Origin of the sequence: Synechococcus sp. C9 (genome assembly GCF_022984075.1) — a bacterium.
GTDB lineage: Bacteria > Cyanobacteriota > Cyanobacteriia > Gloeomargaritales > Gloeomargaritaceae > Gloeomargarita.
In genome coordinates this window covers 2,625,768-2,650,105 of the sequence record NZ_JALAAD010000001.1, presented here as the reverse complement: position 1 = coordinate 2,650,105, position 24,338 = coordinate 2,625,768, and the positions used below count along the sequence as shown (strand labels likewise).

20 protein-coding genes are annotated in these 24,338 nt (G+C 54.7%); 4 read left to right on the top strand and 16 right to left on the bottom strand.

What is annotated here, in order from left to right; genetic code table 11:
- Positions 1–117: 117 nt before the first annotated feature.
- Complete coding sequence (locus MLD66_RS12910) at positions 118–1,491, top strand: peptidoglycan DD-metalloendopeptidase family protein (protein WP_247218512.1); 1,374 nt, start codon at positions 118–120, stop codon at positions 1,489–1,491.
- Here the strand turns inward: MLD66_RS12910 and MLD66_RS12905 are convergent.
- Both MLD66_RS12905 and prfA read right to left on the bottom strand, forming a co-directional pair.
- Positions 1,488–2,828: a cache domain-containing protein gene (locus MLD66_RS12905; protein ID WP_247218510.1), complete on the bottom strand. Its 1,341-nt coding sequence runs from the start codon at positions 2,826–2,828 to the stop codon at positions 1,488–1,490. The two genes, MLD66_RS12910 and MLD66_RS12905, sit on opposite strands and share 4 nt — an antisense overlap.
- Positions 2,829–3,029: 201 nt before the next feature.
- Positions 3,030–4,130, bottom strand: a complete 1,101-nt coding sequence (gene prfA, locus MLD66_RS12900; RefSeq protein WP_247218508.1) for a peptide chain release factor 1 — start codon at positions 4,128–4,130, stop codon at positions 3,030–3,032.
- A gap of 49 nt (positions 4,131–4,179) precedes the next feature.
- On the opposite strand from prfA, the gene MLD66_RS12895 reads away from it, so the two are divergent.
- The 3 genes from MLD66_RS12895 (at position 4,180) to MLD66_RS12885 (ending at position 7,778) form a co-directional block, all read left to right on the top strand.
- Positions 4,180–4,905 carry an MnmC family methyltransferase gene (locus MLD66_RS12895; RefSeq protein WP_247218506.1) on the top strand — a complete coding sequence of 242 codons (726 nt, stop codon included), beginning with the start codon at positions 4,180–4,182 and terminating at the stop codon, positions 4,903–4,905.
- 109 nt (positions 4,906–5,014) lie between these two features.
- Positions 5,015–6,415 (top strand): ATP-dependent DNA helicase, encoded by a 1,401-nt coding sequence (locus MLD66_RS12890; protein WP_247218504.1) that lies wholly within the window; start codon positions 5,015–5,017, stop codon positions 6,413–6,415.
- A 64-nt stretch (positions 6,416–6,479) separates the two neighbouring features.
- Positions 6,480–7,778 (top strand): TldD/PmbA family protein, encoded by a 1,299-nt coding sequence (locus MLD66_RS12885; protein ID WP_247218502.1) that lies wholly within the window; start codon positions 6,480–6,482, stop codon positions 7,776–7,778.
- Positions 7,779–8,324: 546 nt separating this feature from the next.
- On the opposite strand, the gene MLD66_RS12880 is transcribed toward MLD66_RS12885, so the two are convergent.
- The 14 genes from MLD66_RS12880 to rpsB form a co-directional block, all read right to left on the bottom strand.
- Entirely contained in the window at positions 8,325–8,528 is a 204-nt protein-coding gene (locus MLD66_RS12880) for a transposase (RefSeq protein ID WP_247218501.1), read from the bottom strand.
- A gap of 37 nt (positions 8,529–8,565) precedes the next feature.
- Complete coding sequence (locus MLD66_RS12875; protein WP_247218499.1) at positions 8,566–8,907, bottom strand: helix-turn-helix domain-containing protein; 342 nt, start codon at positions 8,905–8,907, stop codon at positions 8,566–8,568.
- A gap of 137 nt (positions 8,908–9,044) precedes the next feature.
- A complete protein-coding gene (locus MLD66_RS12870; protein ID WP_247218497.1) occupies positions 9,045–13,748 on the bottom strand; it encodes a choice-of-anchor I family protein in 4,704 nt (1,567 codons plus the stop codon).
- Positions 13,749–14,054: 306 nt separating this feature from the next.
- On the bottom strand, positions 14,055–14,963 hold the full coding sequence (locus tag MLD66_RS12865) for an NAD(+) kinase (protein ID WP_247219126.1): 909 nt from the start codon (positions 14,961–14,963) through the stop codon (positions 14,055–14,057).
- A 44-nt stretch (positions 14,964–15,007) separates the two neighbouring features.
- A complete protein-coding gene (locus MLD66_RS12860; protein ID WP_247218495.1) occupies positions 15,008–16,015 on the bottom strand; it encodes an NmrA family NAD(P)-binding protein in 1,008 nt (335 codons plus the stop codon).
- A gap of 226 nt (positions 16,016–16,241) precedes the next feature.
- A complete protein-coding gene (locus MLD66_RS12855; protein ID WP_247218493.1) occupies positions 16,242–16,538 on the bottom strand; it encodes a hypothetical protein in 297 nt (98 codons plus the stop codon).
- A 40-nt stretch (positions 16,539–16,578) separates the two neighbouring features.
- Complete coding sequence (locus MLD66_RS12850) at positions 16,579–17,529, bottom strand: heme o synthase (RefSeq protein WP_247218491.1); 951 nt, start codon at positions 17,527–17,529, stop codon at positions 16,579–16,581.
- Between the two features lie 9 nt (positions 17,530–17,538).
- Positions 17,539–18,480, bottom strand: a complete 942-nt coding sequence (locus MLD66_RS12845; protein ID WP_247218489.1) for a COX15/CtaA family protein — start codon at positions 18,478–18,480, stop codon at positions 17,539–17,541.
- 336 nt (positions 18,481–18,816) lie between these two features.
- Positions 18,817–20,214, bottom strand: a complete 1,398-nt coding sequence (locus MLD66_RS12840) for a cytochrome c biogenesis protein (protein WP_247218487.1) — start codon at positions 20,212–20,214, stop codon at positions 18,817–18,819.
- Between the two features lie 29 nt (positions 20,215–20,243).
- The gene (gene tsaE / locus MLD66_RS12835) at positions 20,244–20,714 is read right to left on the bottom strand and encodes a tRNA (adenosine(37)-N6)-threonylcarbamoyltransferase complex ATPase subunit type 1 TsaE (RefSeq protein ID WP_247218485.1); all 471 of its coding nucleotides are present in this window, start codon (positions 20,712–20,714) and stop codon (positions 20,244–20,246) included.
- The gene (locus MLD66_RS12830) at positions 20,705–22,027 is read right to left on the bottom strand and encodes a gluconeogenesis factor YvcK family protein (RefSeq protein ID WP_247218476.1); all 1,323 of its coding nucleotides are present in this window, start codon (positions 22,025–22,027) and stop codon (positions 20,705–20,707) included. Before MLD66_RS12830 ends, tsaE begins: the two co-directional genes overlap by 10 nt.
- 58 nt (positions 22,028–22,085) lie before the next feature.
- The gene (cobO, locus tag MLD66_RS12825; RefSeq protein ID WP_339397002.1) at positions 22,086–22,685 is read right to left on the bottom strand and encodes a cob(I)yrinic acid a,c-diamide adenosyltransferase; all 600 of its coding nucleotides are present in this window, start codon (positions 22,683–22,685) and stop codon (positions 22,086–22,088) included.
- Between the two features lies 1 nt (position 22,686).
- Complete coding sequence (gene tsf, locus MLD66_RS12820; RefSeq protein WP_247218474.1) at positions 22,687–23,445, bottom strand: translation elongation factor Ts; 759 nt, start codon at positions 23,443–23,445, stop codon at positions 22,687–22,689.
- A gap of 36 nt (positions 23,446–23,481) precedes the next feature.
- On the bottom strand, positions 23,482–24,276 hold the full coding sequence (gene rpsB / locus MLD66_RS12815) for a 30S ribosomal protein S2 (protein WP_247218472.1): 795 nt from the start codon (positions 24,274–24,276) through the stop codon (positions 23,482–23,484).
- Between the last annotated feature and the right edge of the window lie 62 nt (positions 24,277–24,338).

The window sequence follows — 24,338 nt, the reverse complement described above, 5'->3', positions numbered from 1 at the left end:
AAGCCATTGGATTGGCCGACTTGACAGACCGGGTTAAAATAATCAACATACTTGCTCATGAAAAAAAGCTTCTCACCCCGATCCACACAGCTTCTCAGCAATTAGGGAGATAGTCTAATGAAAACCACCTGGATACTGCCGGGTGCGGGGGGATGTTTGTTGTTGGCCGTTCCCGCCCAAGCCGCCCAGCTCGACCATTGGCAATTTAACCCGGATACCCATTTACTCGAACTGAGGACGGCAAGCCCGACCTCGCCCCAGGTGCAGGTGTTGGCCCAGCCGACTCGGGTGGTGATTGACCTGCCCAATACCCAGTGGCCAGCGGGACGGGACATCCAGAATTTTCAACGGGGGCAAGTGCGCCAGGTGCGGGTCGCCCAATTTAATGAAACCACCACCCGGATCGTGGTCGAGTTTCACCCCGGTCAGACCGTGACCGCCGAACAGGTGCAGGTGCAAGGGGTGGGGGAGGGTCGTTGGCGGATTCAACTCCCCGGTGGGATGGTGGCGGCGGCTCCCGTGCAGTCGGAATTATTACAAAGTCAGGACAAGCCTGGGACGGGGGCGATTCTGCGGGGTCTGCGGGTGACGGAACAGGGTATTTTTCTCCAAACCCAGGGCACAACCGGGGCGACTCGGGTACATCGCAGTGGGGATGGTCGGCAGGTGTGGATTGATTTGGGCAATACCGCCCTGTCTCCCAGTTACCAACCCCAGCCCTTGCCCCAGTTGGCTCAGTTGGGGGTACAGAATATCCGGGTGGTGCAAGTGAGCAATCAACCGCCCGTAACCCGGGTGATTCTGCAGGTACCGCCGGGGCAAACCCAGTGGCAGGTGCAGGTGCAACAAATTGGTCGTTTGGGGGGGGTGATGTTGGTACGGGGTGGGGATGCCCCGCCCGTGGTTGCCGCCCAGCCTAGCCCCCAACCCAGTCCGGTGACCGCTCCCGACCATTGGGGGATTGCCGCCAACCCGGAGCCGGTGGCGATTTTGCGCCCGGAAATGCAACCCCAATCCTGGGCGTTGGGTTCCTTCCCGGTGGAAAATTTCCAGACCTATTCCTCTCCCTTTGGTCCCCGCTGGGGGCGTTTCCACTACGGCTTGGACTTGGCCGCCCCGGAAGGGAGCTACATCCGCAGTTGGTGGGATGGCCGGGTGGTGGAAATTTTCAACGATGCGGGCTGTGGGACGGGGATTGTGGTGCAGTCGGGGCAATGGGAGCATATCTATTGTCATCTGCGGGGGCGGGCCGCCAAGGATAGCCAGGGGGTTTACCTGCATGACCCCAATAGCGGTTTGAACATTCGCCAGGGGCAGTGGGTCACCGCCGGTCTGCGGATTGGTCGGGTGGGGATGACCGGACGCACCACGGGGCCGCATCTGCACTGGGGCTTGCGCCATGCGGGGCGGTGGATTGACCCGGCCATTGTCCTGCGGGAAATGTATGCCCAGCAGAACCGGGAACGCACCCTCTCCCAGCGGGCTTCCTAGCGCCGTTCTCGCAAGGCTCTCGCCCGATTTTGCAGGGTTTGGAAATAGTCTGACCCGGTAATTTCTTGGACGTGGTTTTCCTTTTTTTGGTGGTCAATGGTAATCACCAAATTGGTCACCTGTTGTTTCAATTGTTCCTCCCGGGCTTGCACTTGGAGCGCCGCCTTGCGTAACCCCCGCGCCAAACGCCCCACATCATCCGGTTGGGCACTGATGTTGTCCAGCCGCCCCATCTGGTCGTAGATACCCTGCTCCAAATCCTGCGCCGTCAGTAATAGCAAATGCAACGGGCCGCTGATACTGCGGACGACCCAGACCACCACCGCAACCAACAACCCCGCCACCAGGACAAACTGCGCCCCATTCTGCCACGCCAACTGCCAAATCGGGCTGAGAAACTGCGCCTGGGGTTCCGCCACCGCCACCACCCAGGGTTCCACCTGCAGGGGGGCATAGCCCAGGGTGGTCATCTGCCCGTTAGTATTCTGGAACACCCGCACATACCCCGGTGCTTTCGCCTGAATCAAATTGTCAGCCAGGACACTCAAATCCAAATCCCGGATGCTGGTGATGTAGGGAATCAAACTGGTATTGATAATTTGTTCTTGAATATCGGCGGGCAGGGGTGCCAAACTCTGGAACACCAATTCAGGATTGGTATGCGCCATAATCACCCCATAGCTGTCAATCAAAAACGCCTCCCCCTGCTTGCCCACCTGCGCCGCTGATACAATTTTTTGAATAACAGAAATATTAATTTTCAACGCCGCCACGCCCAATATTTCTCCCTGATCATCCCGCACCGGCGCACTCACAAACACCCCCGGTTGCCCCGTCACCCGCCCAAAAATCACCCCAGAAATGGCGGTTTTGCCTCGAATAGACTCTTGGTAATAACCCCGAAAGCGGTAATCCACCCCCACCATTGCCGGTACCGTCGAAGCCACACAAACCCCATCCCGATTCAGGAGAAATACCAGGTCAAAATTGGTATGAATCCGCTCAAAAGTACGCAGTTCGGACTGGAGAGCCTTTTTCAGATTTTGTAGTTCCGTGGGGCTGGCATCTTGCTTTTGGAGAAATTTTTGTACCCCCGGCAGTAAACTCATGGCAACCACCGATTCCCGATGGTCAATCAACAATTGATCCAACCGAGCCGCCGTACTCATGGCTAACAATTCCAGACTGCGATGCTCCCGGATTTCCAATTGGTGGATACTCGCCCGCAAATTCAGCACCGCTGACACCCCCATCGGTACCAATCCCGTCAACAGCAAAACCACTGTGAGCCGGGTGGTAATAGACCAGTGACTGGGGTGGGAAAGCCAACGACGCATAGGGTTCACAACGGTTCACAAAATAGGGTTCACCAAACGAAGACACCCCTGCCCAGGGACACGTACATCCGATGAGTGTTAATTCATATCATACTCGCTTTCAAGACTTGGAATTGGTGCGTGGGAAGGGCGCAATCAACAACTCGCAAAATCAACGCTTGCGGTGATTCCCCAGCGCCAAAAATGCAATCCCAACTCAACCTAATTGGGAGAAGTCTGGCGCGCCAATTCTGCCAACCGCTCCTGCTGGTCTTTAATAATACAAGCCTGCAACAGGGCATCCAGGTCGCCTTCGAGGATTTCGTTTAAGGAAAAGTTTTGATTCAGACGGTGATCCGTCACCCGATTGTCCTTATAGTTGTAGGTGCGAATTTTTTCGGAACGTGCCCCGGTTCCCACTTGCGAACGACGCAGAGAACTCACGGATTCCTGCTGTTCTTGCAGTTGTAAATCATAGAGTTTTGCCCGCAGTAATTGCATCGCTCGTTCCTTGTTTTTAAGTTGCGTGCGCTCCTCTTGGCAATGAATATGAATCCCACTGGGTTTGTGGACTAAATGCACCGCCGTTTCCACCTTATTCACGTTTTGCCCCCCGGCTCCCCCCGAACGGGCAGTGGTGATTTCAATATCATTGGGGTTAATTTCCACCGCCACCTCGTCCACCTCCGGCATGACCGCCACCGTTGCCGTCGAGGTATGCACCCGCCCGGACGCTTCCGTGACCGGCACCCGTTGCACCCGATGGGTTCCCGCTTCAAACTTGAGTTTGCTGTACACCCGGTCGCCTTCGATTTCCAACACCACTTCCTTGAACCCACCGGACTCCGCCGGGGACTCGCTGACCAGTTTGACCCGCCAGTTTTGGCGTTCAGCATAACGGCTGTACATGCGCATTAAATCCCCGGCCCAGATGCCCGCCTCGTCGCCGCCCGTTCCCGCTCGGATTTCCAGCATGATGTTTTTATCATCGTTGGGGTCCTGGGGCAGGATGAGAATTTTTAGCTCCTGTTCGAGACGGTTTAATTTCTCCTTGAGGGTTTCCACTTCCTGCTGTGCCATTTTTTGAAATTCCTGATCCTCACCCGCTTCTTTCAAAAGTTGTTGGGTATCGAGCAATTCTCTCTGTGCGGTTCGCCACGCATCAAATGTACTGACAATTGCTTCCATTGCCGCCCGGGCTTTGGTAATGCGTTGCAATTCCTGGGGGTCAGTCGCCACCGCCGGATCAGCCAACTGCCGATTCAAATCCTGATAGGTGCTTTCAATCGCTTTCAACTTTTCCAGGAGATACGCTTCCGCCATAGGATAGGATTACCAAACGCCAAATTATCCTCTTATTTTAGCCTACCCCATGAACTGGCAACCGGCGGGTTTAATTTATCAAGCACGTTTTGCGACGGTGATCACTGGCGATGGTAGCCCCACCATCCGGGATTTGGGCACCGCCAATCAGGAATGTATGCACCATAGCGGTGGTGCCTATCAAGAAACGCAATATATTTATGGGGAAGCGATTCGATTGGTGATCAAAACCTGTCCCAATCCCCATTTTTTGGTCGTGGGTTTAGGGTTGGGTTATATTGAAATTCTGATCGCTTGTGAATGGTTAAAATCCCAGTCATCAGGGCATTGTTGGGTGATCAGTTTTGAAGCAGAACACTATTGGCGAGCGCAATTTCAAGACTGGTTAGCCGGGAAACCGTCGGAAATCGAGCCTATTCAGCAACTGCGGGATGATAAATTTACCCAAGACTATCCGGGGGAAATGCCCCAGGTACGAGATTGGCTGAGGGAACATTTAATTTTAGAAAACGAACTAACCTACCTACCCCAATGGCAGAACCAAATTGAGGGTATTTTGTTTGATGCCTACAGTTCTAAAACGTCTCAGGAATTATGGCAGGAAGATTATTTAATTCAACTTTTGGAATATTACAGTGCGGAACGTTGTTTATTTGTGACCTACGCCAGTACCGGCAGTCTCAAAAGAGCCTTAAAAGCTGTTGATTTTACCATCCATGACCGGCCTGGGTTTCAGGGGAAAAAAGAGTCCACCTGGGCAACCAAAAACCTATAGATTTTCACAGAATTTAACCCATCTGCCTGGCTGTTATGGTCTCACCGCTGGGTCAAGCAGTGGGTTTGCCCGATGGGGGAGTAGCATAAACATAGTTCCCTGTACCCAAATGCTGGAAGTCGAAGTCCATCAACGTCTGCGGTCTTTACTGCAAACGGAGGCCATCCCGCCCTGGCCGCACCATCTGACCCTGGCGCGCTTGGTGACCCGTGCCCTGCGGTTGGGGCCGAGTGCCCTCATGGAAGTCGGGGGTTTGGCGGGGGTACAGGGGCAGTACCGGTTGGGGTACCTGGCGGCGGCTTTGCTCTGGCCGGGGGCGGTGGTGCTGGTGGCTCCTGCGGAAATTCAAAGGCGTTGGCTGAAGGTGGAATTGCCCCGGCTACGGACCTGGCTGGCGGTGGAAAAACCGCTGTATCGGGAGCATTGGCCGCCGGGCGTTGCCGATGGCTTGCTGTTGCTCACTCCCCAGCGCTGGTTGCAGGAATTAGCCAACCCGTCTTCTTCCCTCACCCAATTGCCCACGGTGGTGGATGGTCTGGACGACCTGGAGCAATGGGCAGAGGCGGCTTTAACCCAGAGCCGTTGTCCCCAGGCGTGGGATGAATGGGTGTGGGCGCAACCCCATCAGGCGGAATTGATTCGGGAAACCCAACTGGCTTTGACCCACTCCCTGCTCAGCCATCCCCCCAACCCCTACGAGCAGTGGTTACTGAGTGAAACGGAGCAAAACTGGTTGCAGGCGGTGTGGCCCCAGTCCCAACCCCGGCGTGTGCGTTGGGCGACCCTGGAACGCTCCCTTGCCCAATTCACCCTGCATTGCTCCCCCCTGTGGGCTTTGGCGGAACTGGCGAACCACTGGCCGCAACAGCCTTGGGTGGGTTTGGGAATGGCTTTGGGCACGATTGCCTTGCCGGGCGTGACCCGGTTCCGGTTTGCCCCCCACCCCCGGGATGAGGTTCTGCATCTGTACGCCCCTGCCCACCTGCCCCCGCCGAATCATCCCCAGTTTTACCAGGCTGTGCGCCAGGAATTGCACCGGCTTTTACCCTTGGCGACGGGCTTGGTGGTGATTTTGGTGCAGGAACAGCCCTTGCAGACCCAACTCACGGTGGCCTTGGCGGCGGAATTTGGTTCCCGGGTGCAACGGGAGCGCACTGCTTTGGAGGAAAACGGCATCCTGGTGAGTGGTTGGGAGTTTTGGCGCACCCATCAGGAACGGCTCCCCAGCCCCAGCCTGCTGGTCATTCCCCTCCTGCCGATTCCGCCCCGGGAGCAACCCCTGGTGATGGCACGGATCGAGGCACTGCGTCACGAGGGACGGGATTGGTTTCGGGAGTATCTCCTGCCCCATACCCTGGCGCAATTGCAACGGGCGGTGGCACCGGTGCGGGGGGGACGGGTGGCGCTTTTGGATAGCCGGGTCTGCCATCGCAGTTACGGGGCGCAAATCCTCCAGTCCCTAGAGCCAGTGATGCGCTACTCCCGGTTGGCAAACTTTACCGTCGGTTGAGGGCATAGGATTCTACGCTAGGATAAACGAGCGATTGTGAAGTTAATTATTGCAGGCAATCCCGATGAATCATCCCGCCCTGACCACGATCATGGATTTGGCGAAACCCCGGGCGGAGGGGGTGGAAATTTATTACCTGCGGAGCCAGAGCCAGCCGGTGCAGTTTGAAAATAATCGCCTCAAGTCCCTGACCACTAAATCGGTGGAGGGGGTGGCGTTGCGGGTGATTCGGGAGGGTCGGTTGGGGTTTGCCGCCAGTACGGATTTGACCCGCCTGGAGGATTTGGTTAATGCCGCTTTGGAAACCGCTACCATTGGCGACCCGGCGGAGATTGAATTTGCCCCGGCGCAACAGGTGCAGGATACCCGCCCGCCCGTGACCTTACCCACCACTGAAACCTTGGTGGACATTGGTAAGGATTTGGTGGCACGTCTGCATGACTACAACCCGGAGATTTTGGTGGATGTGGGGTTCAATCCCAGTTGTGGGGAGGTGCAAATCCTCACCGACAGGGGCGCACAAGCCCATTACCAGCGTCAATCCCTCAGTGCCAGTGTGGGGGGAAATTGGGTGCGGGGAGAGGATTTTTTGCAAATTTATAGCTACGAGGTGACGGATGGGCATGACCCGGATTATGACCAATTGCTCCGGGATGTAATTCAGAAATACACCTGGGCGGAAGCGACCACTTCGGTCACAAGCGGCACAATGCCGGTGTTGTTTACACCCCGAGCGGTGGCGAGTGTTTTGGTGGGGTTATTTGAAACTTTGTTGTCGGGGCAGGCGGTGGTACAACAGGCGACCCCTTTGGCGGAAAAGGTGGGACAGCGGGTGTTTGACCCCCAATTGACGTTAATGGAAGACCCGACCCTGGGGGTGAGTGCCCGGCGGTTTGACGATGAATGCACGCCCACCCAACCGCAAACCTTGATTGACCAGGGGGTGGTGCAGGGTTTTTATTGGGACAAAACCTGGGCGCAACGGGCAGGGCGGACTTCCACGGGCAATGGCTACCGGGGTGGGTTGTCCCGACCGGGGGCGGAGTTGGTGAATGTGTGTATTGGGGCGGGGCAGACCCCCTATGCGGATTTGGTCGCCCAGATGTCCGAGGGGATTATCGTGGATCAGGTGTTGGGGGCGGGGCAGTCGAACGAGTTGGCGGGGGAATTTTCCGTGAATCTCGACCTGGGCTACCGGGTGGTGAATGGGGAGATTGTCGGGCGGGTGAAAAATACGATGGTGGCGGGCAGTGTGTTTGAAGCGGCGATCCAAGCCCTCAGCCAGGAGCGGGAATGGGTAGGGGGTGGGGTGTTGACCCCGGCGATTTTGTTTGCTTCCCTGGGAGTGGCAACCCGGAGTTAGGCTGACTAGGGATTGGGTCTCTATAGTAGAAAATCTGTACTTACAATGCCATGCGAAACCGACCTAGGCTAATCTTAAAATAATCTCAGAATATTTATGTGATGAGTGATTAACAAAAACAAAGTTGCTATAGCTAAACAGGCAAAGGTTGGCATATAGAGCAGATGACTGAATCTATAAGATCATGAAGATTTTGGGTTGTAGATGTCATGGTTTTTCTAACTCTTTGCTTGATTCTATGCCATTGATGCTCAATCGGATTTAAATCGGGAGAGTATTTCGGTAGATATATCAATTCGCACCCAGCGGCTTCCACAACCTTCCTAACCAGTTGGCAACGATGAAAACTTGCATTATCTAAAACAATTTTCTTCCCTGCTCCAATTGTTGGCAACAACATCTCTGTTAACCAGGCAATCAATACTTGCAAATTACAACTACCAATCCAAGTACAGTCTTTTAAGTGCTTATGGGATACAGTTGAACCCCACTTGCCGTGAGTCAATTATTCTGAGCCTTGAGAATGATGGAGGCTTTTTGTATCCTTTAATTAATAAATAGACTGTAAATGGTGCAACCAATTTCCCTAAATGATAACCACTCATCATGCTTATTCTCTCTCTTTTTGCCAGGTCGTTGACCATATATTCTTTGTCCTTTTAGCCCCCAACCATATTCATAAATATCTCGATTATCCATCCCAGACTGGTCAACATAGACTACATCTTCATTCTTTTCCTCTTTGATCATCTTGATAAATTGTTGTCGCTCTTCTTCGTTTTGTTCTTTATAAGAGTATGTTTTTTTTACGGGTAAAGTTGATTTTTTTAAGGGCTTGACCAACGGTTGTATGACTTACCCCGAGAATGACTCCCATTTCTTTTTGTGTCAACCCTTGATTTGCTTCTACAAATTGGCGAAATTTCTCCAAATCAGTGATCTTAGCACTATGACCTTTTTGATAGTTCTGTTTCGGGCGATAATCACCACTTTCTGACCACATTTTTAACCATCTTTGTACGGTTCTTCTGCTAATACCAAATAACTCACTAACCTCAACTAGTTTTGCCCCATTTAAGACTGCTTCGACTGCTTTTTGACGCAAATCGCAACTGTATGGTCTTGCCATCGCTTTTCTCTAAAATATCTATTCTATAATAGGACAACCTTACCCTGTTTGACTATAATATGATGAATAATAAATAAAAGTAAAAAACGACCCCCCAAGGGGTGGGGAGCCGTTATTTGGGTTGGAACGTGAGGTTACTAACTGACAATCAGGATGCGGTTGGCAGGGATGCTTGGCGCACCACTCACGGTGGCAAATTGCCCACCCGTACCTAGCCCAGCAGTTGCCCTGTCCGGGTTGTAGTACAAGGCACCGGTCGAGGTTTCATAGACAATCAGAGCCGAGGAATTGCCTGCCGCCGCTACACCCCCTGTCGCAATCGTCGCAAAGTCCGCCGCCGCAATGGGCGTGCCACCATTAAAGACATCCCCACTCCATGTCATAAATGCGGTGAAGGTGGTTCTGCTCAATACGATGAAGTCGTCCGCAGGATTGAAGTCCGCAATGATGTCATTCCCAATGCTAGGGGCAGTGAACCCAGAACCGGTCGCAAACCCAAACCGGTCACTGCCCATACCGCCTACCAAACTGTCGGTGCCCAAGCCACCAATCAACACATCATTGCCCGCACCCCCCGCAATGTAGTCATTGCCATCCCCGCCCAGGAGGACATCAATGCCTGAGCCGCCTAGGAGACCGTCATCCCCTGCGCCACCCTCGATGTAGTCATTGCCAGCGCCGCCATCAATGTAATCATTCCCGGCTTCACCCAGGAGCGCATCATCCCCCTCTTCGCCAACCAGGACATCATTGCCAGCCCCGCCCAGGATGGTGTCTTTGCCTGCACCGCCGTAGAGGACATCATTCCCAGCTTCGCCGAGGATGGTTTCGTTACTCGCACCGCCATAGATGACGTTGTTGGCCGCATCACCCCTGAAAACAGAGGTAGCACCAGAAACCCCCAACTCGATCACGCTAATGGTGTTACTCACCTCATTGGCGACCACCAGCAACGGTTTGCTACTAGGGCTATCCTCAGCCTTGATAAAGATCAAACCTTCGGGGCTGACATCACCAGGGATGGCAATCGCTCGGACATATCGGGGAGCCAAGGGATTCGTGATGTTATAGACCAAAATCGCTGCGGCTCGGGTCGTCCGCTCTAAACCAATAAAGGCATAGATTTGGTCCTCAATTTGCCCAATTGCTAGAGCCTCGGGTTCTGTCCCCTTGTTGTCATCTCGCCCGTTATCCCGGATGCCAATAGACTCCGCAATCGTATCGAAGGCATTGCCGCTGTCATAGACCAACTCGCCGGTCTGGGCATTCCAAATGGAGAAGGAACGACCGCCAAAAGAGAACAGCCTTTCCCGTTGGGCATCGCCATCTGGATCACCGTAGTTGGTGCGAACGACATTCAGACGACCCAGTGCCTCATTGTCCAGAATGCCAGCGGGGTTGGGGAATGCCGTCGGGTCTAAGCCACCCGGAACCGAAGCCCCCCGCACCTCTTCCACAAAACCAGCGTAGTCCCGCCCATCGCCTTCGTTGGCAGTCACCAAGTAGGTCACACCGCTGACCGTGTAGGAGGCAATCGTATCGGGCTGGTACAGGCCAAACAGGTTCGGGTAGCTACGGGGGTTGAAACCGCCGTCGTCCTGATCACTGGCATCAATGGCGTTGTAGGGCAGGCTGTGATCTTTGAAACCCAAGGGAATAATTCGCGTGACCACCCCATTGACCAGATCGACTACGGCAACCGCATTATTTTCCTGGAGGGTGACATAGGCAGTGGTGGAATCTGCCGAGATGGTGATGTATTCCGGCTCCGCATCTTGGGCAAGGGTGGCATTGGGGCCGTTGAATTTCGCCCCTTGCGCTTCCAAGGCGGCTTTTTGACCGTTGAACGCCGTAAAGGTGGCATTGACATTGGTTAAGCCAGAGGTTGCCGTTAACGCCCCCACCCCCCCGGCGAAGGTAATCACGCTCACGGAACCTTCCGGGTCAACTTGCCCAGCTTGATAGCCCTGGGGTTCCCCTTCGTTGGCGACGACCAACTTATTCCCATCGGGGCTAAACACCAAGTTATCCGGCAAGAAGCCAACCAAAACTTCCCGGATAAAGGTGCCATCGGTTCTGAAGAACAGCACTTTGCCCTGCTCGCCCGCCTCAGTGCGCTGGGCAGGATTGGTCGTATCCCCCAAATTAGGCGCAACCGCCACTGCCACGATGCCATTTTTGACCGCCACACTGTTGGCACCGATACCGCTGGAGTAATTTGCCCCACCCGTTGTCGCAAAAGGTGCTAAATCAATCGTATTCGCCACAGTCACGCTACCGGGGTTGGTGGCATCCAGAATCGTCAGTTTATCGCCGCCACTGACCACAAACAATCGTTTGGAGACGGGATCAAAACTGACAATTTCTGCCCCGCCCGTAAGGTTGATGGTAGATTTCACTTGGGCGGTCAATTCGTGATTGCCCACGGTCGCCAAAACCGTATCCTGAGTAGCCGCCAAATTTTGGATGCGCTGATCAAACTGATCACTCACATCGGGGGTACTGAAGGAAGGCTTGCCATTGGCGACATTGAAATTGGTAAACAGGTATTCCGCCAAAGCATCCTGCTCGGAGCCTTGGGGGGCAAAGGTCAGATTGTTGCCCAAAATTGACCCACTGTTGGGAATGTCCACCCGATTGACAAACGTGGGATTGGCATTATTCCAGCGGGTAAAGGGGTACACCGTATCCACCAGATTGGGAACCGTACCCGTAAAGCTCGGCGGCGACCCGGCTAAGAAGTTCAAGGTGACAATGCGGAGGGTGTCGCTGGCACTCCCGACAAACTGACCATCTTTGACAACCACGTCCGTCACGACACCCGCTTCATTCACCAAAGCCAGGTTGCGAATCCGTCCCTGACCGTTGGCGAGCCGAGTTTGGAATTCGGAGGTCAATACCCCATTGGCATCAAAGACGCGGGTTGAACCCGCCGATTCCGTACGCAGTTCCTGCAGCCCCGGTTGGGTGGCATCGTAACTAAAGCGCACACCCCCAACTTGGGGGAAGCTTCCAGGGGTTTGACCGGGGGCAACGGGGGCAACGGCGGCTTCAAAGAGCCAGTAGAGTTGTTGCTGGGTAATGGTGAGGAGGGTCAAGCCATTGTTAAACCGTAGCGAACCGGCAATGTCCAACTGGGAAATATCCCCTTCTTGCTTATTGGCCACCGGGTTGGCTTGGGTGGGCAGAAAATTGGTAACCGGGGGGTTTTGGCTGGTGTCGTTCTGGATGGCTCCAATGATGTCCCGAATCCCACCGCCATTTTTCAAGGAGAGGATAACCCGACTATCTACCGCCTTCGCATAGGCGAGGTTGGCATCGGCGGTGAGGTTACCGAGGTTGGTCTCTTCAGTCCGCACCTTTTCCCGCCGCCCTTCCAGAAAAACGCTGGTGTCCCCGGCAATAACCCCGTCCTGGGTTGTGACCACCGCCGTGACCGCATCCGTCAGTTGCCCCGTTAAACCCGCTTTGCTAATCCCATCGTTGTTCGGGTCAAAGAGCCGCACGTCTTTCTGGTCAACCACCCCATCGCCATTCAGGTCGGTGAGACCAATGGTGCTGAAGGTCACCGCATCGGTCGTGGCGTAAGCACCATTGATTGCAGGGTTTAGACTGGCAGGAATGATGACACCATTGTCATCAAACTGCACCACCAAACGACCCAGGTAGTTATAGGTGCCATCTGTGTTGACCAGGAGGACAGGTCTGCCATCAGCACCCGTGGCTTGGACAGGATAGGGGAATGCCGCCGTATCCCCCGGTCTGAGAGGGTCGTTCGCATCGGCGAGAATGGTGTCGGAGCCGCCCGCCAGGATAATATCCACCCCCCTAAGCAGGGGCGCTAATGCCAGATCAATCTGAAACTGTTGCAGGTGCGTAACCAGGATGATTTTGTTGATGTCGTCGGCTGTACCCAGCAGGTTGTCTGGGCCATTAATCACATCATCAATAATCGGTTGCAGGAACTGGGCAATCAACTGCACGTTATTGGTGGTAGTGCCGATGACGGTAGTCGCACCCGGCGAAGAGATACTGGCCAGCAGGGGCGTAGTAATGCCGATAACCCCAATGCGATCAAAGGTGGTAGCGCTATTTCCGTCGGTATCAATAATGACCGCAGGAGCCAGTTTATCCGGTTCAACCAATGCACTGGCGGTAGGCTTATTCAAATCCGCTAACCGGGTGAAGTATTCGGTATGGAACCGATCCCGACTGGTGGAGAACAGGGGGCCGCCATTGACAAACGTATTGACTAAATCTGCATTGAAGTTGGGGTCATTGGCAAAGTTCAAGTTACTCGCTAGGTAGGGAAACAGGGCACCTAACCAGCGCACACCCCCCAAAAGATTCGTTGTCGTCGTGCCCCGAATATCGGCGGCAATGATTTCGTTGAGGACACTGGTGCCGAGGTCAAATTCATGGTTCCCCAGGGCAGAGGCATCAAAGCCAATCACATTCATAATGCTAATGTCAATCCGCCCCGGTGCCGCCCGCAAATCGGTAAAGCTATCAGGGTTGCCATCCCCATTCACATCAGCGGGTAAACCATAGAGCCGGTTGTACACATTCCGCAAAACCGTTTGGACAGTTTGCACCCCAGGGGTATTGGGGTCCACATCCACCGTGGTATCCCCAGCCGCATTGAAAAAGGGGCCCGAAAGGAAATTGTCCCCAGAAGACAGAAGAATGGTGTTTTGGGCAAGGGTACGGGTGCCACCATCCACCGGGGTGGAGCGATTTTCAAAAAATTCCACCAGCGCCGCAAAATTGCTGACGTTAGGAATCGCATTAACGGTTCCCTCGAGGTCGGATGCGTGGAGCAATTGTAAGGTAAATGCCATAATCCCAACTCCTCTGCCACAAAAAAATAGACAAGGCTATTCCAACATAGGCAAAAACGGGAAGCAGATCGATTAAGAAATGAATAAGGAATGACTAGCAATTGGCTAAGAGCAGGTTAAGCTTCCGTTCCCCCTGGAGCATCGGAGCCATTTCCGAGGATGAACAATGTGCTTATTCTTTTTATATATTTAGTTAGGGAACCTCTGTTTATTTGCATCCATTGAAGGTTATCTGGCTAGAATGCCCATACCAATGGCTACGCCCCTGGAACCCATTCTTAGAAGTGCCCATAAGATCAACACCACCTAGGGTGCTTTGGGCTTGGCTTGATGGGGCAATCCCCAGCCCAACTTTTGCCGCAGGAGATGGAAAAATTCCGGCGGACGCAGGCGTACAAACCGGGCGGGGTAGGGGGAACGCTGGATGGTGACGTGGTTTTCCGGGTGGACATAACAGCCCGCATTCCCATCCGCCACCAACACCAAACGGGAGCGGTTAGCCGCCACGATCTGCACCTGTTCCCGGTCGTCAAATACCAAAGCCCGGGAGGCGAGGGAATGGGGACAAATGGGGATCATCAACAGCGCCGCCACCCCCGGCGACAACACCGGCCCCCCGGCGGACAGGGCATAGGCGGTCGAACCCGTGGGCGTGGACAAAATCACCCCATCGGCGGGAATATCCACCAGGGCATGGCGCCCCACCTGCACCTCAAAATGGCAGAGTTTCGCCAGGGGTTCCCGGTGCAGTACCACCTCATTCAACGCTAGGGCTTCCCAAATCCGGGTTTGACCTTCCCAGACCTGTACTGCTAAAGTGATGCGCTCTTCCACCTGATAATCCCCACTCAAGAGGGCATCGAGGGCGGTGGGCAAGGATTCCAAATAGGTCTCCGTCAAAAAACCCAAATGTCCTGTATTGACGGTTAAGAGGGGAATGCCCAGAGGCGTACATTGGCGGTTGGCGGACAGCACCGTGCCATCCCCCCCCAGGACAATGGTAAATTCCACATCCCGGTCAAACCCCGGCGGGGTCAGCCATTCAATCGGCGTGTGACAGACGGGACTCCCCGGTTGGGCATAGCCCAGCAAGCCCCCCACCCCAGTCGCCAGACAGACTTGCCGCCCCCGTTGCTCCAGGAGTGTCCGCAATTCCCCGGCGGCTCGCTCGGCTTCCGGTTTGTCATCGTTGTAAATAATGCCGATTTTGCCCACCACGCCCCCCAGCCGGTTGTATATGGGATTATAAAATGAACGATTTAGTTGCCGGTTTTGGCGGAGGTCTTGAAGGGGCGGCGGCGTTTGCGTTTTTCCTGTTCCTTGCGCTTTTGCCGGTCTAGTTCATAGTTGCGCTCCTTGAGTTTTTGCAAAATCCGGCCAAAATATTCCGCTAAATAGTCCTCCAAACTGCCCGTCTCCTCCGGGTTCAAACCCAACTGGGCATACACCCCATCCATCTCTGCCGTCAGGGTTTCACCCCCGGCCAAAACGGCGGCAAAGGCCAAACGATCCGCAATATTCCATGTCCATTGGAAACCCCGTAACACCTGCCGGGTTGCGGTCAAAACCCCTAGGGGAATGCGGAGAATCCGGGCATTTTTCCCGCTCAGCCGCTCACACAGGGCAATAATTTCCTCGGAAGTCCAGGCTTTAGCACCCACCACCGGTAGTTTCTGCCCAATCGTTTCCGGCACCTCCAGACAGCGCAGGGCAAACCGAGCCACATCCTGGGTATCCATGTAAGCCACCGCCGCCGAAGTTCCCGTCAGCCACACGGACTGCTCCTCCAAAATGGGAATGGCAAACTGACCGATCAACCCCTGGAAAAACCCCGCCGGTGCCAAAATCGTGTAGTCCAAGCCCGACTCCGCCAAAAAAGCCTCCGTAGCCGCCTTGACACTCATCAACGGCACATGGGGATAGCGTTCACAGCCCAGGATGGAAAAAAAGAGCAAACGCTTCACCCCCGCCCGCACCATCGCCTGCACCAAACTCACCTTGCCCTGCCAATCCACCTCCCGAATGCCAATCCCATCCGTCGGGCGAGCCGTCGCCGCATCCACCACCACCTCCATTCCTTCCAGGGCATCGGTCAAGGTCTCCGGGCGACAGAGATTTCCCGGCACCAGTTCCGCCCCCCATTCCCGCAAAAAAGTCGCCTTGGGCAATGTCCGCACCAAGCACCGCACCCGATGTCCTGATTGCAATGCCCGCCGTACCACCTGTCGGCCCAGGGTGCCCGTCGCCCCCACCACCAAAATATTCATAGGATGTATCAATCATTTTTTTACATTTCATTAAGAGTTTATCAGAAAACTGCCGAGGGGGTTTTGATCCCTGGCGGGTAACAGTACAGTATTCCTACCGAAGTTAGCCCCAAATTGCCCATTAAAAAACCTTAAGCCAACCCAGGATCGGCGGGCTCTATCACCTATTTCTCAGAAATGGGGCAGGTAAGGGGCGACCCCCTCTGTTGCGGTTCGTCAGGCTCCCTCACGCGGGCAAACGGGTCACATACTCGGCTAAAACTTTAACCGCAGGTGCCAAGACAATCACGGCGGCAGAGGCAGTCACCACCGTAAAGGCCAAATTGGCTACCCGGTCAGCGGCTTTCTGATAGGCTTCATTCACCGCCTGAAATTGCCGGAAATCCCCCTCTAGGGCATCTAAGCGGTTTTCCACTTGGTCTAATCGGGTTTCCAACTGATCCAAGCGACTATTCACTTCCTGACGAAACTCCGCCAAGGTTTGGGCAATGGTTTCTAGGGTCACTGGGGACGGTGCTGCCATGGTGCTGACTCGCCTGACTGCTGATGAGTTTACCCCAAATTTAACCCCACCAATGCGCCGCCTTTTGCACCAGCACATTCTGCCAGGTGTGCATCAACGGCCAGCGGTCTAACCCCATCCCCAAAGACAGCAACATCAGATATAAAATCGAATACTTAAATACCGAACGTGCCAAGGAAATTTCTTGGGGTTGAGCAAATAATTGAAATACTTTGTAAAGAAAAATACCCCCCAAGGCTAGGGCAATCAGGGCGTACAATCCCCCCACCACCCCACAGGGATAAACCAACAGCAAACTGGTGGGAATCAGCAGTAACGTATAGAGTAAAATTTGCTGGGTCGTTTGCTCCGAACCCGCCACCACCGGCAACATCGGCACCCCCACCTGGGCATAATCCTCCCGAATCATCAACGCCAATGCCCAAAAATGGGGCGGTGTCCAAATAAAAATAATCGCAAACAAAATCCAGGCACAGGCGGATAATTCCCCCGTCACCGCCGCCCAGCCCACCAAAGGCGGAATCGCCCCCGCCGCCCCCCCAATGACGATATTTTGAGGACTCGAACGCTTGAGCCAATGCGTATAAACCAGCACATAAACTAAAATTCCCGCCCATTCCAACAGGGCACTCAGGACATTCACCCGCCAGACCTGCAGAACCAACGCCCCCACCGCCAAAACCACCGCAAACACCAACGCCTGCCACGGCGTAATCCGCCCCGCCGGGATCGGTCGCCTTTGGGTACGCACCATCACCCGGTCAATATCCCGGTCATACAGGCAGTTGATCGTATTGGCTGACCCCGCCGCCAAGGTGCCGGTGAATAAGGTTGTTAGTAAAATGTTTGTATCCGGCTCCCCCTGGGAAGCCAACCAAATCGCCCCCGCCGTTGTCACCAACAGTAGGACAATAATCCGGGGTTTCATCAGTTGAATATAGTCCCGTACCCTGCCCCACAGGGTTCCCGTTTCCCGCCCAGCTACCTGCATAACTGCTCCTTAAATCGCGGTTGGGGAAATCGGGCTTGGGGTCGCTTGGCGAGTCATGCGTTGTAGAGACACCGTTAGTACCACCAAACTTCCTAACAACAGGGCACCCACCGCCTGATGGGTCACCGTCAACGGCTCGACCTGAAGCCGCAATTGGTAGGTTGCCACCCCCACCCCAATCTGTAAAGCCAACAGCATCAAGACCCCATGCCCCCACCGTCCCAACCCAGGTGCCACCCGTTTCTGCCGCAGGGTCATGACCCCCACCCCCAGCGTCAAGAGCGTCGCCGGAATCACCCCTAGCAAATGCCAATGCAGAACTTGGCACAGTTCCCGCCCCAGGAAACACTGATGCGCCGCCCAGCGGGAAGCCACCAAGCCACCCAACAGACTTTGACCATACAAAGTCAGGGTTGCAACCAAAGCTAAACCCGGCAGAAACTTTGGTAACGGTTGCGTCACTTCCGGTGCTTCCAGCAGTGCCACCGCCAGGGTCAACAACAGGCTAAAAAATGCCAAACCCGTCCCCAGGTGCGCCGTCACAATATCAAACCGGAGCAACTGGGTCACCGTTAAGCCCCCCAAAATCCCCTGCCACAGCACCAAACCCAACGCCGCCGTTGCGCCCCAGGGCAACCAGCGGGGTAAATGGGAGCGCCACCCCCAAGCCATTCCCACCAGGATCAACACCCCCACCCCGACCGTAGCCGCCACCAATCGGTGAAACCATTCCAGAAACACCTGCAAATCCATCTGTTGGGCGGGCAGTACCTGACCAAAACAGAGGGGCCAATCGGGACAAGCCAGCCCCGCCTCCATCACCCGGGTCGCACTACCCAGAGCCATCAAACCCCAAGTCATCGTTGCCAAAAACCAGAGCCATCGCCGTACCACCAACTGGGGCACCCACCCCCTCAAGGACTCGGATGCAGTGAACTGGGTACCAATCATGGACACTCACGGGTAACGTCACCCTACCTTTATAGATGCCCCGGTCGCTCTGGTTGCAAATGTTTAAGGATTTCTTCAGTAGTTTTAAGAAATGTAAATAAATTAGGGCAGTGCACTTCCTGTCGCCGTTCCATCCGATTAACAAACTGAAATTTTGTAGAACCCAATGTGGGAGTGGTGCCCTACGACTTTTGATTTTCTAGGTATGAAACTTTTACGAAATTTTTACTCACAATACAAGTGTGATTGCTGTGGATGTTGATAGAAATTAAGGTAGGGTTACCACGTAGAAGAACGTAGCACCTGTCCCATTCTTAGCTAAAACGCCCCTGTTGTTTATCCTGGGGGTAGTGCCATTGGGGAAATAGAATTTTTGACCCCCGATTGGGAAGGAGTTTTCGATTGTAATTGTTGCAAAATTTCCAGAAATTCCCGCTCAAACGTGACCTGAGCCCGATTGGTTTTGCCCCCAAGATATAGCTGTTTATCTACTTGCAATCCCCACAGTTGACTATGGGAAACATAACTCATCATGACCCCCAACATCAAACCGGCAAAACCGAGATAAACGATGGGTACACCTGGGTCCGATTTGATTTGTAAACCCGTACTGCCCACTAATTCGGTAAGCCGTAAATTTACCCCGCCGATGCGTACCGGTGTACCCACCCGACCCGTGGTTAATAATTGCCCCTGTTGGTCGTAGAGTAAAAATAATCCCTGTAGGTCAGGAACGACTAAGGAAACCCCCTCGCTTAAATCCGGTTTTAAGGGTAACCAGGTTCCCCACAATTTGCGACCATTCCCCGCCGTAAATGGGGTAACCGGCAGTTCTAAAATCGGGCTATTGTTGAATTGCAAACGTATCCCGTGAATACCCCAACTGGTTTGATAGAAGGTTAACCCCCGCCACCGCAGCGGTTCATTCACATGAATCGTCTTGCGGATAACTTCTTCCCCGGCGGCATTTAACAATCCCAAATCCGTGTAGAACTGGTCAATTTCACCACTGGGCGTATAGTCAATCCAAAACCGATGGACCCGCCCCTGGATCGGGGGTAAACGCCGTACCCATGCCCCCGCTTCGATGACTTTTGTGACTTGAAAATCCTGACCACTCGGCACTAACTCCTGGGCTAAAAAACCGGTCAATGCCCCAACGAAACCCCCGATCAAAATTACCACTAAACTGGCATGAACTACAATCGGGCCAATTTTACCCACCAGCCCTTTCCGGGCATAAAGTTTCTCGTTTTCCAGTGCCACCCAATAACCTTTTTGGCGCAAAATGACTGCCAATTCAGCAATAGGAATTTCCGGGCAGGCTTGACTGAAATTTAATCGTAAAATCTGTTCTGGTCGCTGGTAGTAATACCATTTCCGGGCAACTTTTAGGGCAGGCCACTGGCGCAGGGAAGTACAAGCCAATAAACTGGCTCCAAAGAGGATCAATAAACTCAAATACCACCAGGTTTGATAGACATGATCTAACCCTAGATTTAGAATAATGTTCCAGGTCAAAAATCCAAACAAAGCCGGGTGTTCCGGGTAGTTTTCTTGGTAAAATTTGACCGTTTCCCCCTGTTCGATCACCGTACCGGCGATACTGGCGACGGCAATTACCAACAGCAGGCTAATTGCTAAGCGTAAATCCGCCACCACCTGCACCAAACTCCGCCACCAAAGTTTAAGGGTGCGCCATTGGTGTTCCCACCAAGTTAACCAGGCATTCATGGGCTTAACAATTAACTGTTTTTTTCATGCTAGTCTAATTTTCCCATCTGCGACTGTAAGTGCTGAAGCCACCCTTGCGGTGCCGTTCCCTGTGCCGTTAGGTTCACCTGCCGCCCGGATGCCATACTTTGCCAGGACAAATGCAGGTAACTGGACGGCCAGGTGGGCAGTCGCTCCGGCCACTCAATCGCCACAATCCCCGGTGCCGCTTCTTGCCAGTAATATTCCGGGTATAATTGCTGTACTTCTGAAGTATTAAGGCGGTACAAATCCAAGTGATACAGGGGGATGCGTCCCTCCGGGTATTCCTGGATCAGGGCAAAGGTGGGGCTGGTCACGGGTGCCGTGATGCCTAACCCCTGGGCGAGTCCCTGGACAAGGGTGGTTTTGCCACTGCCCAAATCCCCCTGGAGTAACAGGATGGCCCCGGCGGGTAACATACGACCCAGAGCTTCCCCTAAACTGACGGTGGCCACTGGGTTCGGCAGTACTACCACCATGCCTGTACCCGGCTATACCAACGCATGAGGACGTGTGCCAGCCGTTGGGAATGGTGTTGTACCTGGGCTTTTTCCGGGTCCTCTTGGATCACATCCGCCAGAATGAGGCGATAGCCCATTTTGACCACTGCCTCCCGGTCCAATTCCACAAACTCCGCCCCCACCTGGGCATACCGTTGTAACGCCTGGGCGGAAGGGGCTTTTTTTTGCACCAGCACTACATCAAAAATCCGCTGCCCCGTCACCCGCTCGATGGCCCGCAGGTGGTCGGACACCCGGTAGCCCTGGGTTTCCCCCGGTTCGGTCATGGCATTGCAAATGTAAATGCGGGGCACCGTCGCCTGGGCAATCGCCTGGGTAATGGCCGGCACCAGCAGGTTGGGAATCACACTGGTGTAGAGGCTTCCCGGCCCGACCAAAATCAAGTCCGCTTCCTCAATGGCTTCAATCGCCCTGGGTAACGCCGGGGGATGGGCAGGGGTACAGCCAATGCGGACAATGTGCCCCCTGGCCTTGGGGATTTGGGATTCGCCCTCGATGCGCCGCCCGTCCGCTAATTCCGCCCACAGATGCACATCCGCCATCGTCGCTGGGAGCACCTGCCCCCGTACCGCCAATACCCGGGAGCTAGCGGCAATCGCCTGTTCCAGATTGCCCGTGATGGCAGTGAGGGCGGTCAGATACAAATTCCCAAAGCTGTGGCCGCTCAACCCTTCCCCGGACTCAAACCGATATTGAAATAATGCCGTTAACAGTTGCTCCTCCCGAGCCAACGCCGCCAAACAGTTGCGAATGTCCCCCGGGGGCAGGACCCCCACCTCCCGCCGCAGTCGCCCCGAGGAACCCCCATCATCCGCCACGGTGACAATGGCAGTAATGTTACTACTGTAGGCTTTCAAGCCCCGCAACAGCCGGGATAAGCCCGTGCCTCCCCCCAAGGCGACAATTTTGGGCCCCCGGTTGCGCTGGCGTTGGGCAATCAACACATCCACCAAAGCCTGTTCCCCTTCGGGCCGGAGCACCTCGCTGAGACTCCCCAGGGAGCGGGTCTGGCTCCAAATGATTAACCCAATCCCCATGAAAATCGCCACTGGCCCGGAAATATAGCTGGGAACCACCGTCGCCAACCCCCGCAGCACCCGTTCGATCAATTGTAAAAAGCTATTCACCGGGGTGAGACGCAGGGAAATGGACAGCCCCAGTACCACCAACACCGCCCCGATAAAACTCACCACCAGCCAGCGTTTGACCAACAATCCTGGCTTCAACCACTTCAGCCATTGCCGCAGACGGGATGGAGCAAACTTAGCCATTGACTGCCCTCCCCCTATCGCCGGTCATCCACGCCGCCGGGAACCTCATCCCCTGCCCCTAATACTCAATCCCGGCCTGCGCCTTGACCCCCTGGGAACGAAATGGGTGCTTCCGCAGGGTCATTTCTGTCACCAAGTCCGCATGGTCAATCAATTCCGGGGGGGCCCCCCGCCCGGTCAACACCACATGGGTATGGGGGGGCTTGGCCGCTAAATCCGCCAAGACCTGATGGATGTCTAAATAGCCCAGCTTGAGTGCCACATTCACCTCATCCAGGACAGTTAAATAATAGTCTGGATGTTTCAGGTAATTGGCGGCGACCTCCCAAGCCTGTTGGGCGCACTGCCGGTCCCGCTCCCGGTCTTGGGTATCCCAGGTAAAGCCTTCCCCCAGGGCGTGCCAGACCATCTGCTCCGACCAATGCTCCAAAACCCGCCGCTCCGCCGGACACCAAGCTCCCTTGATGAACTGCACCACCGCCACCCGATACCCATGCCCCAGGGAGCGCAGTACCATCCCCAAAGCCGCTGTGGTTTTCCCTTTCCCGTCCCCCGTATGCACAATCACCAAGCCCTTTGCTGTACATTGGGCTAAACGCTCCGCCTGCACCCGCTGGCGTTGCTGCATTTTTTGGCGGTATTGCTCCGGGGTGAGCACCTTACTTTTTCTTGGAACTGGATTTGGATTTTTTCTGGGGTGCCGGTTCGGCGGTCTCCGCTACGGGTGCCGGGGTCGGTTCCGTTTCTACCGCTGGGGGTGCTGGGGTTGCGGCTTCCGAAGGGGTTGGCTCTGCCGCCGGTTGCCCTGGGGTTGCCAATTCCTCTCCTAAGCGATAGCGGGTAAAACGGCGCACCCGGATATTTTCCCCCACCCGGGCGATGGTCTGTTTGATCAAGTCCCCCACGGTGATATTCGGGTCTTTAATGTAGGGCTGATCCAGCAGGCACCGTTCTTTGAAAAGCTTATCCAACCGACCTTGGACAATTTTTTCCCGCACCGCTTCCGGTTTCTTCGCCAGGTCTTCCCTGCCCATCTCAATCGCTTTTTCCCGCTCGATGGCCGCCGTTGGAATCTCGCTCATGTCCACGTATTCCACATTTTCCGTAGCGGCAATTTGCAGGGCGATATTGTGCGCCAAACTCTGGAAGTCCTCCCCCTTGGCCACAAAGTCCGTTTCGCAATTGATTTCCAACAAAACCCCCAGCTTACTGCCGGTGTGGATGTAGCTGTAAATCAGCCCCTCGGTGGTACTGCGACCGGCTTTTTTCTCCGCCGAAGCTAACCCTTTTTGCCGCAAAAACTCGATGGCCTTATCCAGGTCCCCCTCGCTGTGCTGGAGGGCTTTTTTGCAGTCCATCATCCCTGCACCGGTTTTTTCCCGGAGGGTTTTGACCATTTGGGCGGAAACTTCGGCCATAACTACTCCTGTTGCACTTGGTTTATTTTAACCCGTTCAGGCTTCGGATTCATCCGGGATGTCCCCTTCGTCCTCCTCCAAGGGCAGGTCTTCCTCGCTCTCGCCGTCGCTGTCCACTGCCCCGTCATCCATCTCCATCGCCCCGACTTGGCCGTGCTTGCCTTCACAAATGGCATCCACCAAGGAACCGAGGATCAATTTAATAGAGCGAATGGCATCGTCGTTGGCGGGAATGGGTACATCCACCACGTCCGGGTCGCAGTTGGTATCCAGGAGCGACACAATCGGGATATTGAGCTTGAGGCACTCTTGAACGGCGTTGTATTCCCGTTTTTGGTCCACGATCACCACCACATCCGGGGGTCGCCGCATCATTTTAATGCCCCCCAAATACTTCCGCAGTCGTTCCAATTCCCGCCGCAGGGTCGCCGCTTCTTTCTTGGGCAGACGGTCTAAGGCTCCGGTTTCCTCCCGCCGTTCCAATTCCTTGAGGCGGTCAACCCGGGATTTGATCGTCGTCCAGTTGGTGAGCATCCCCCCCAACCACCGCTGATTGACGTAATAGGCATCACACCGGGCGGCTTCCTGGGCGATAATCCCGGCGGCTTGCCGCTTGGTGCCAATAAATAAAAACTTTTTGTTCGCTTCGGCGGCACGGCGCATATATTCGTAGGCTTCATTGAGCAAGCTGGCGGTTTGCACCAGGTCAATGATATGCACCCCGTTGCGTTCGGCAAAAATATAAGGGGCCATTTTGGGATTCCAGCGGCGGGCTTGGTGGCCGAAATGGACTCCCGCTTCCAACAGTTGGGCTAGGGAAACAGACAACATGAAAACTCCTACGGGTTCAAACCACCTGGTTGGGTTCCCAAAGAACACCCGTAGTGGCCAGG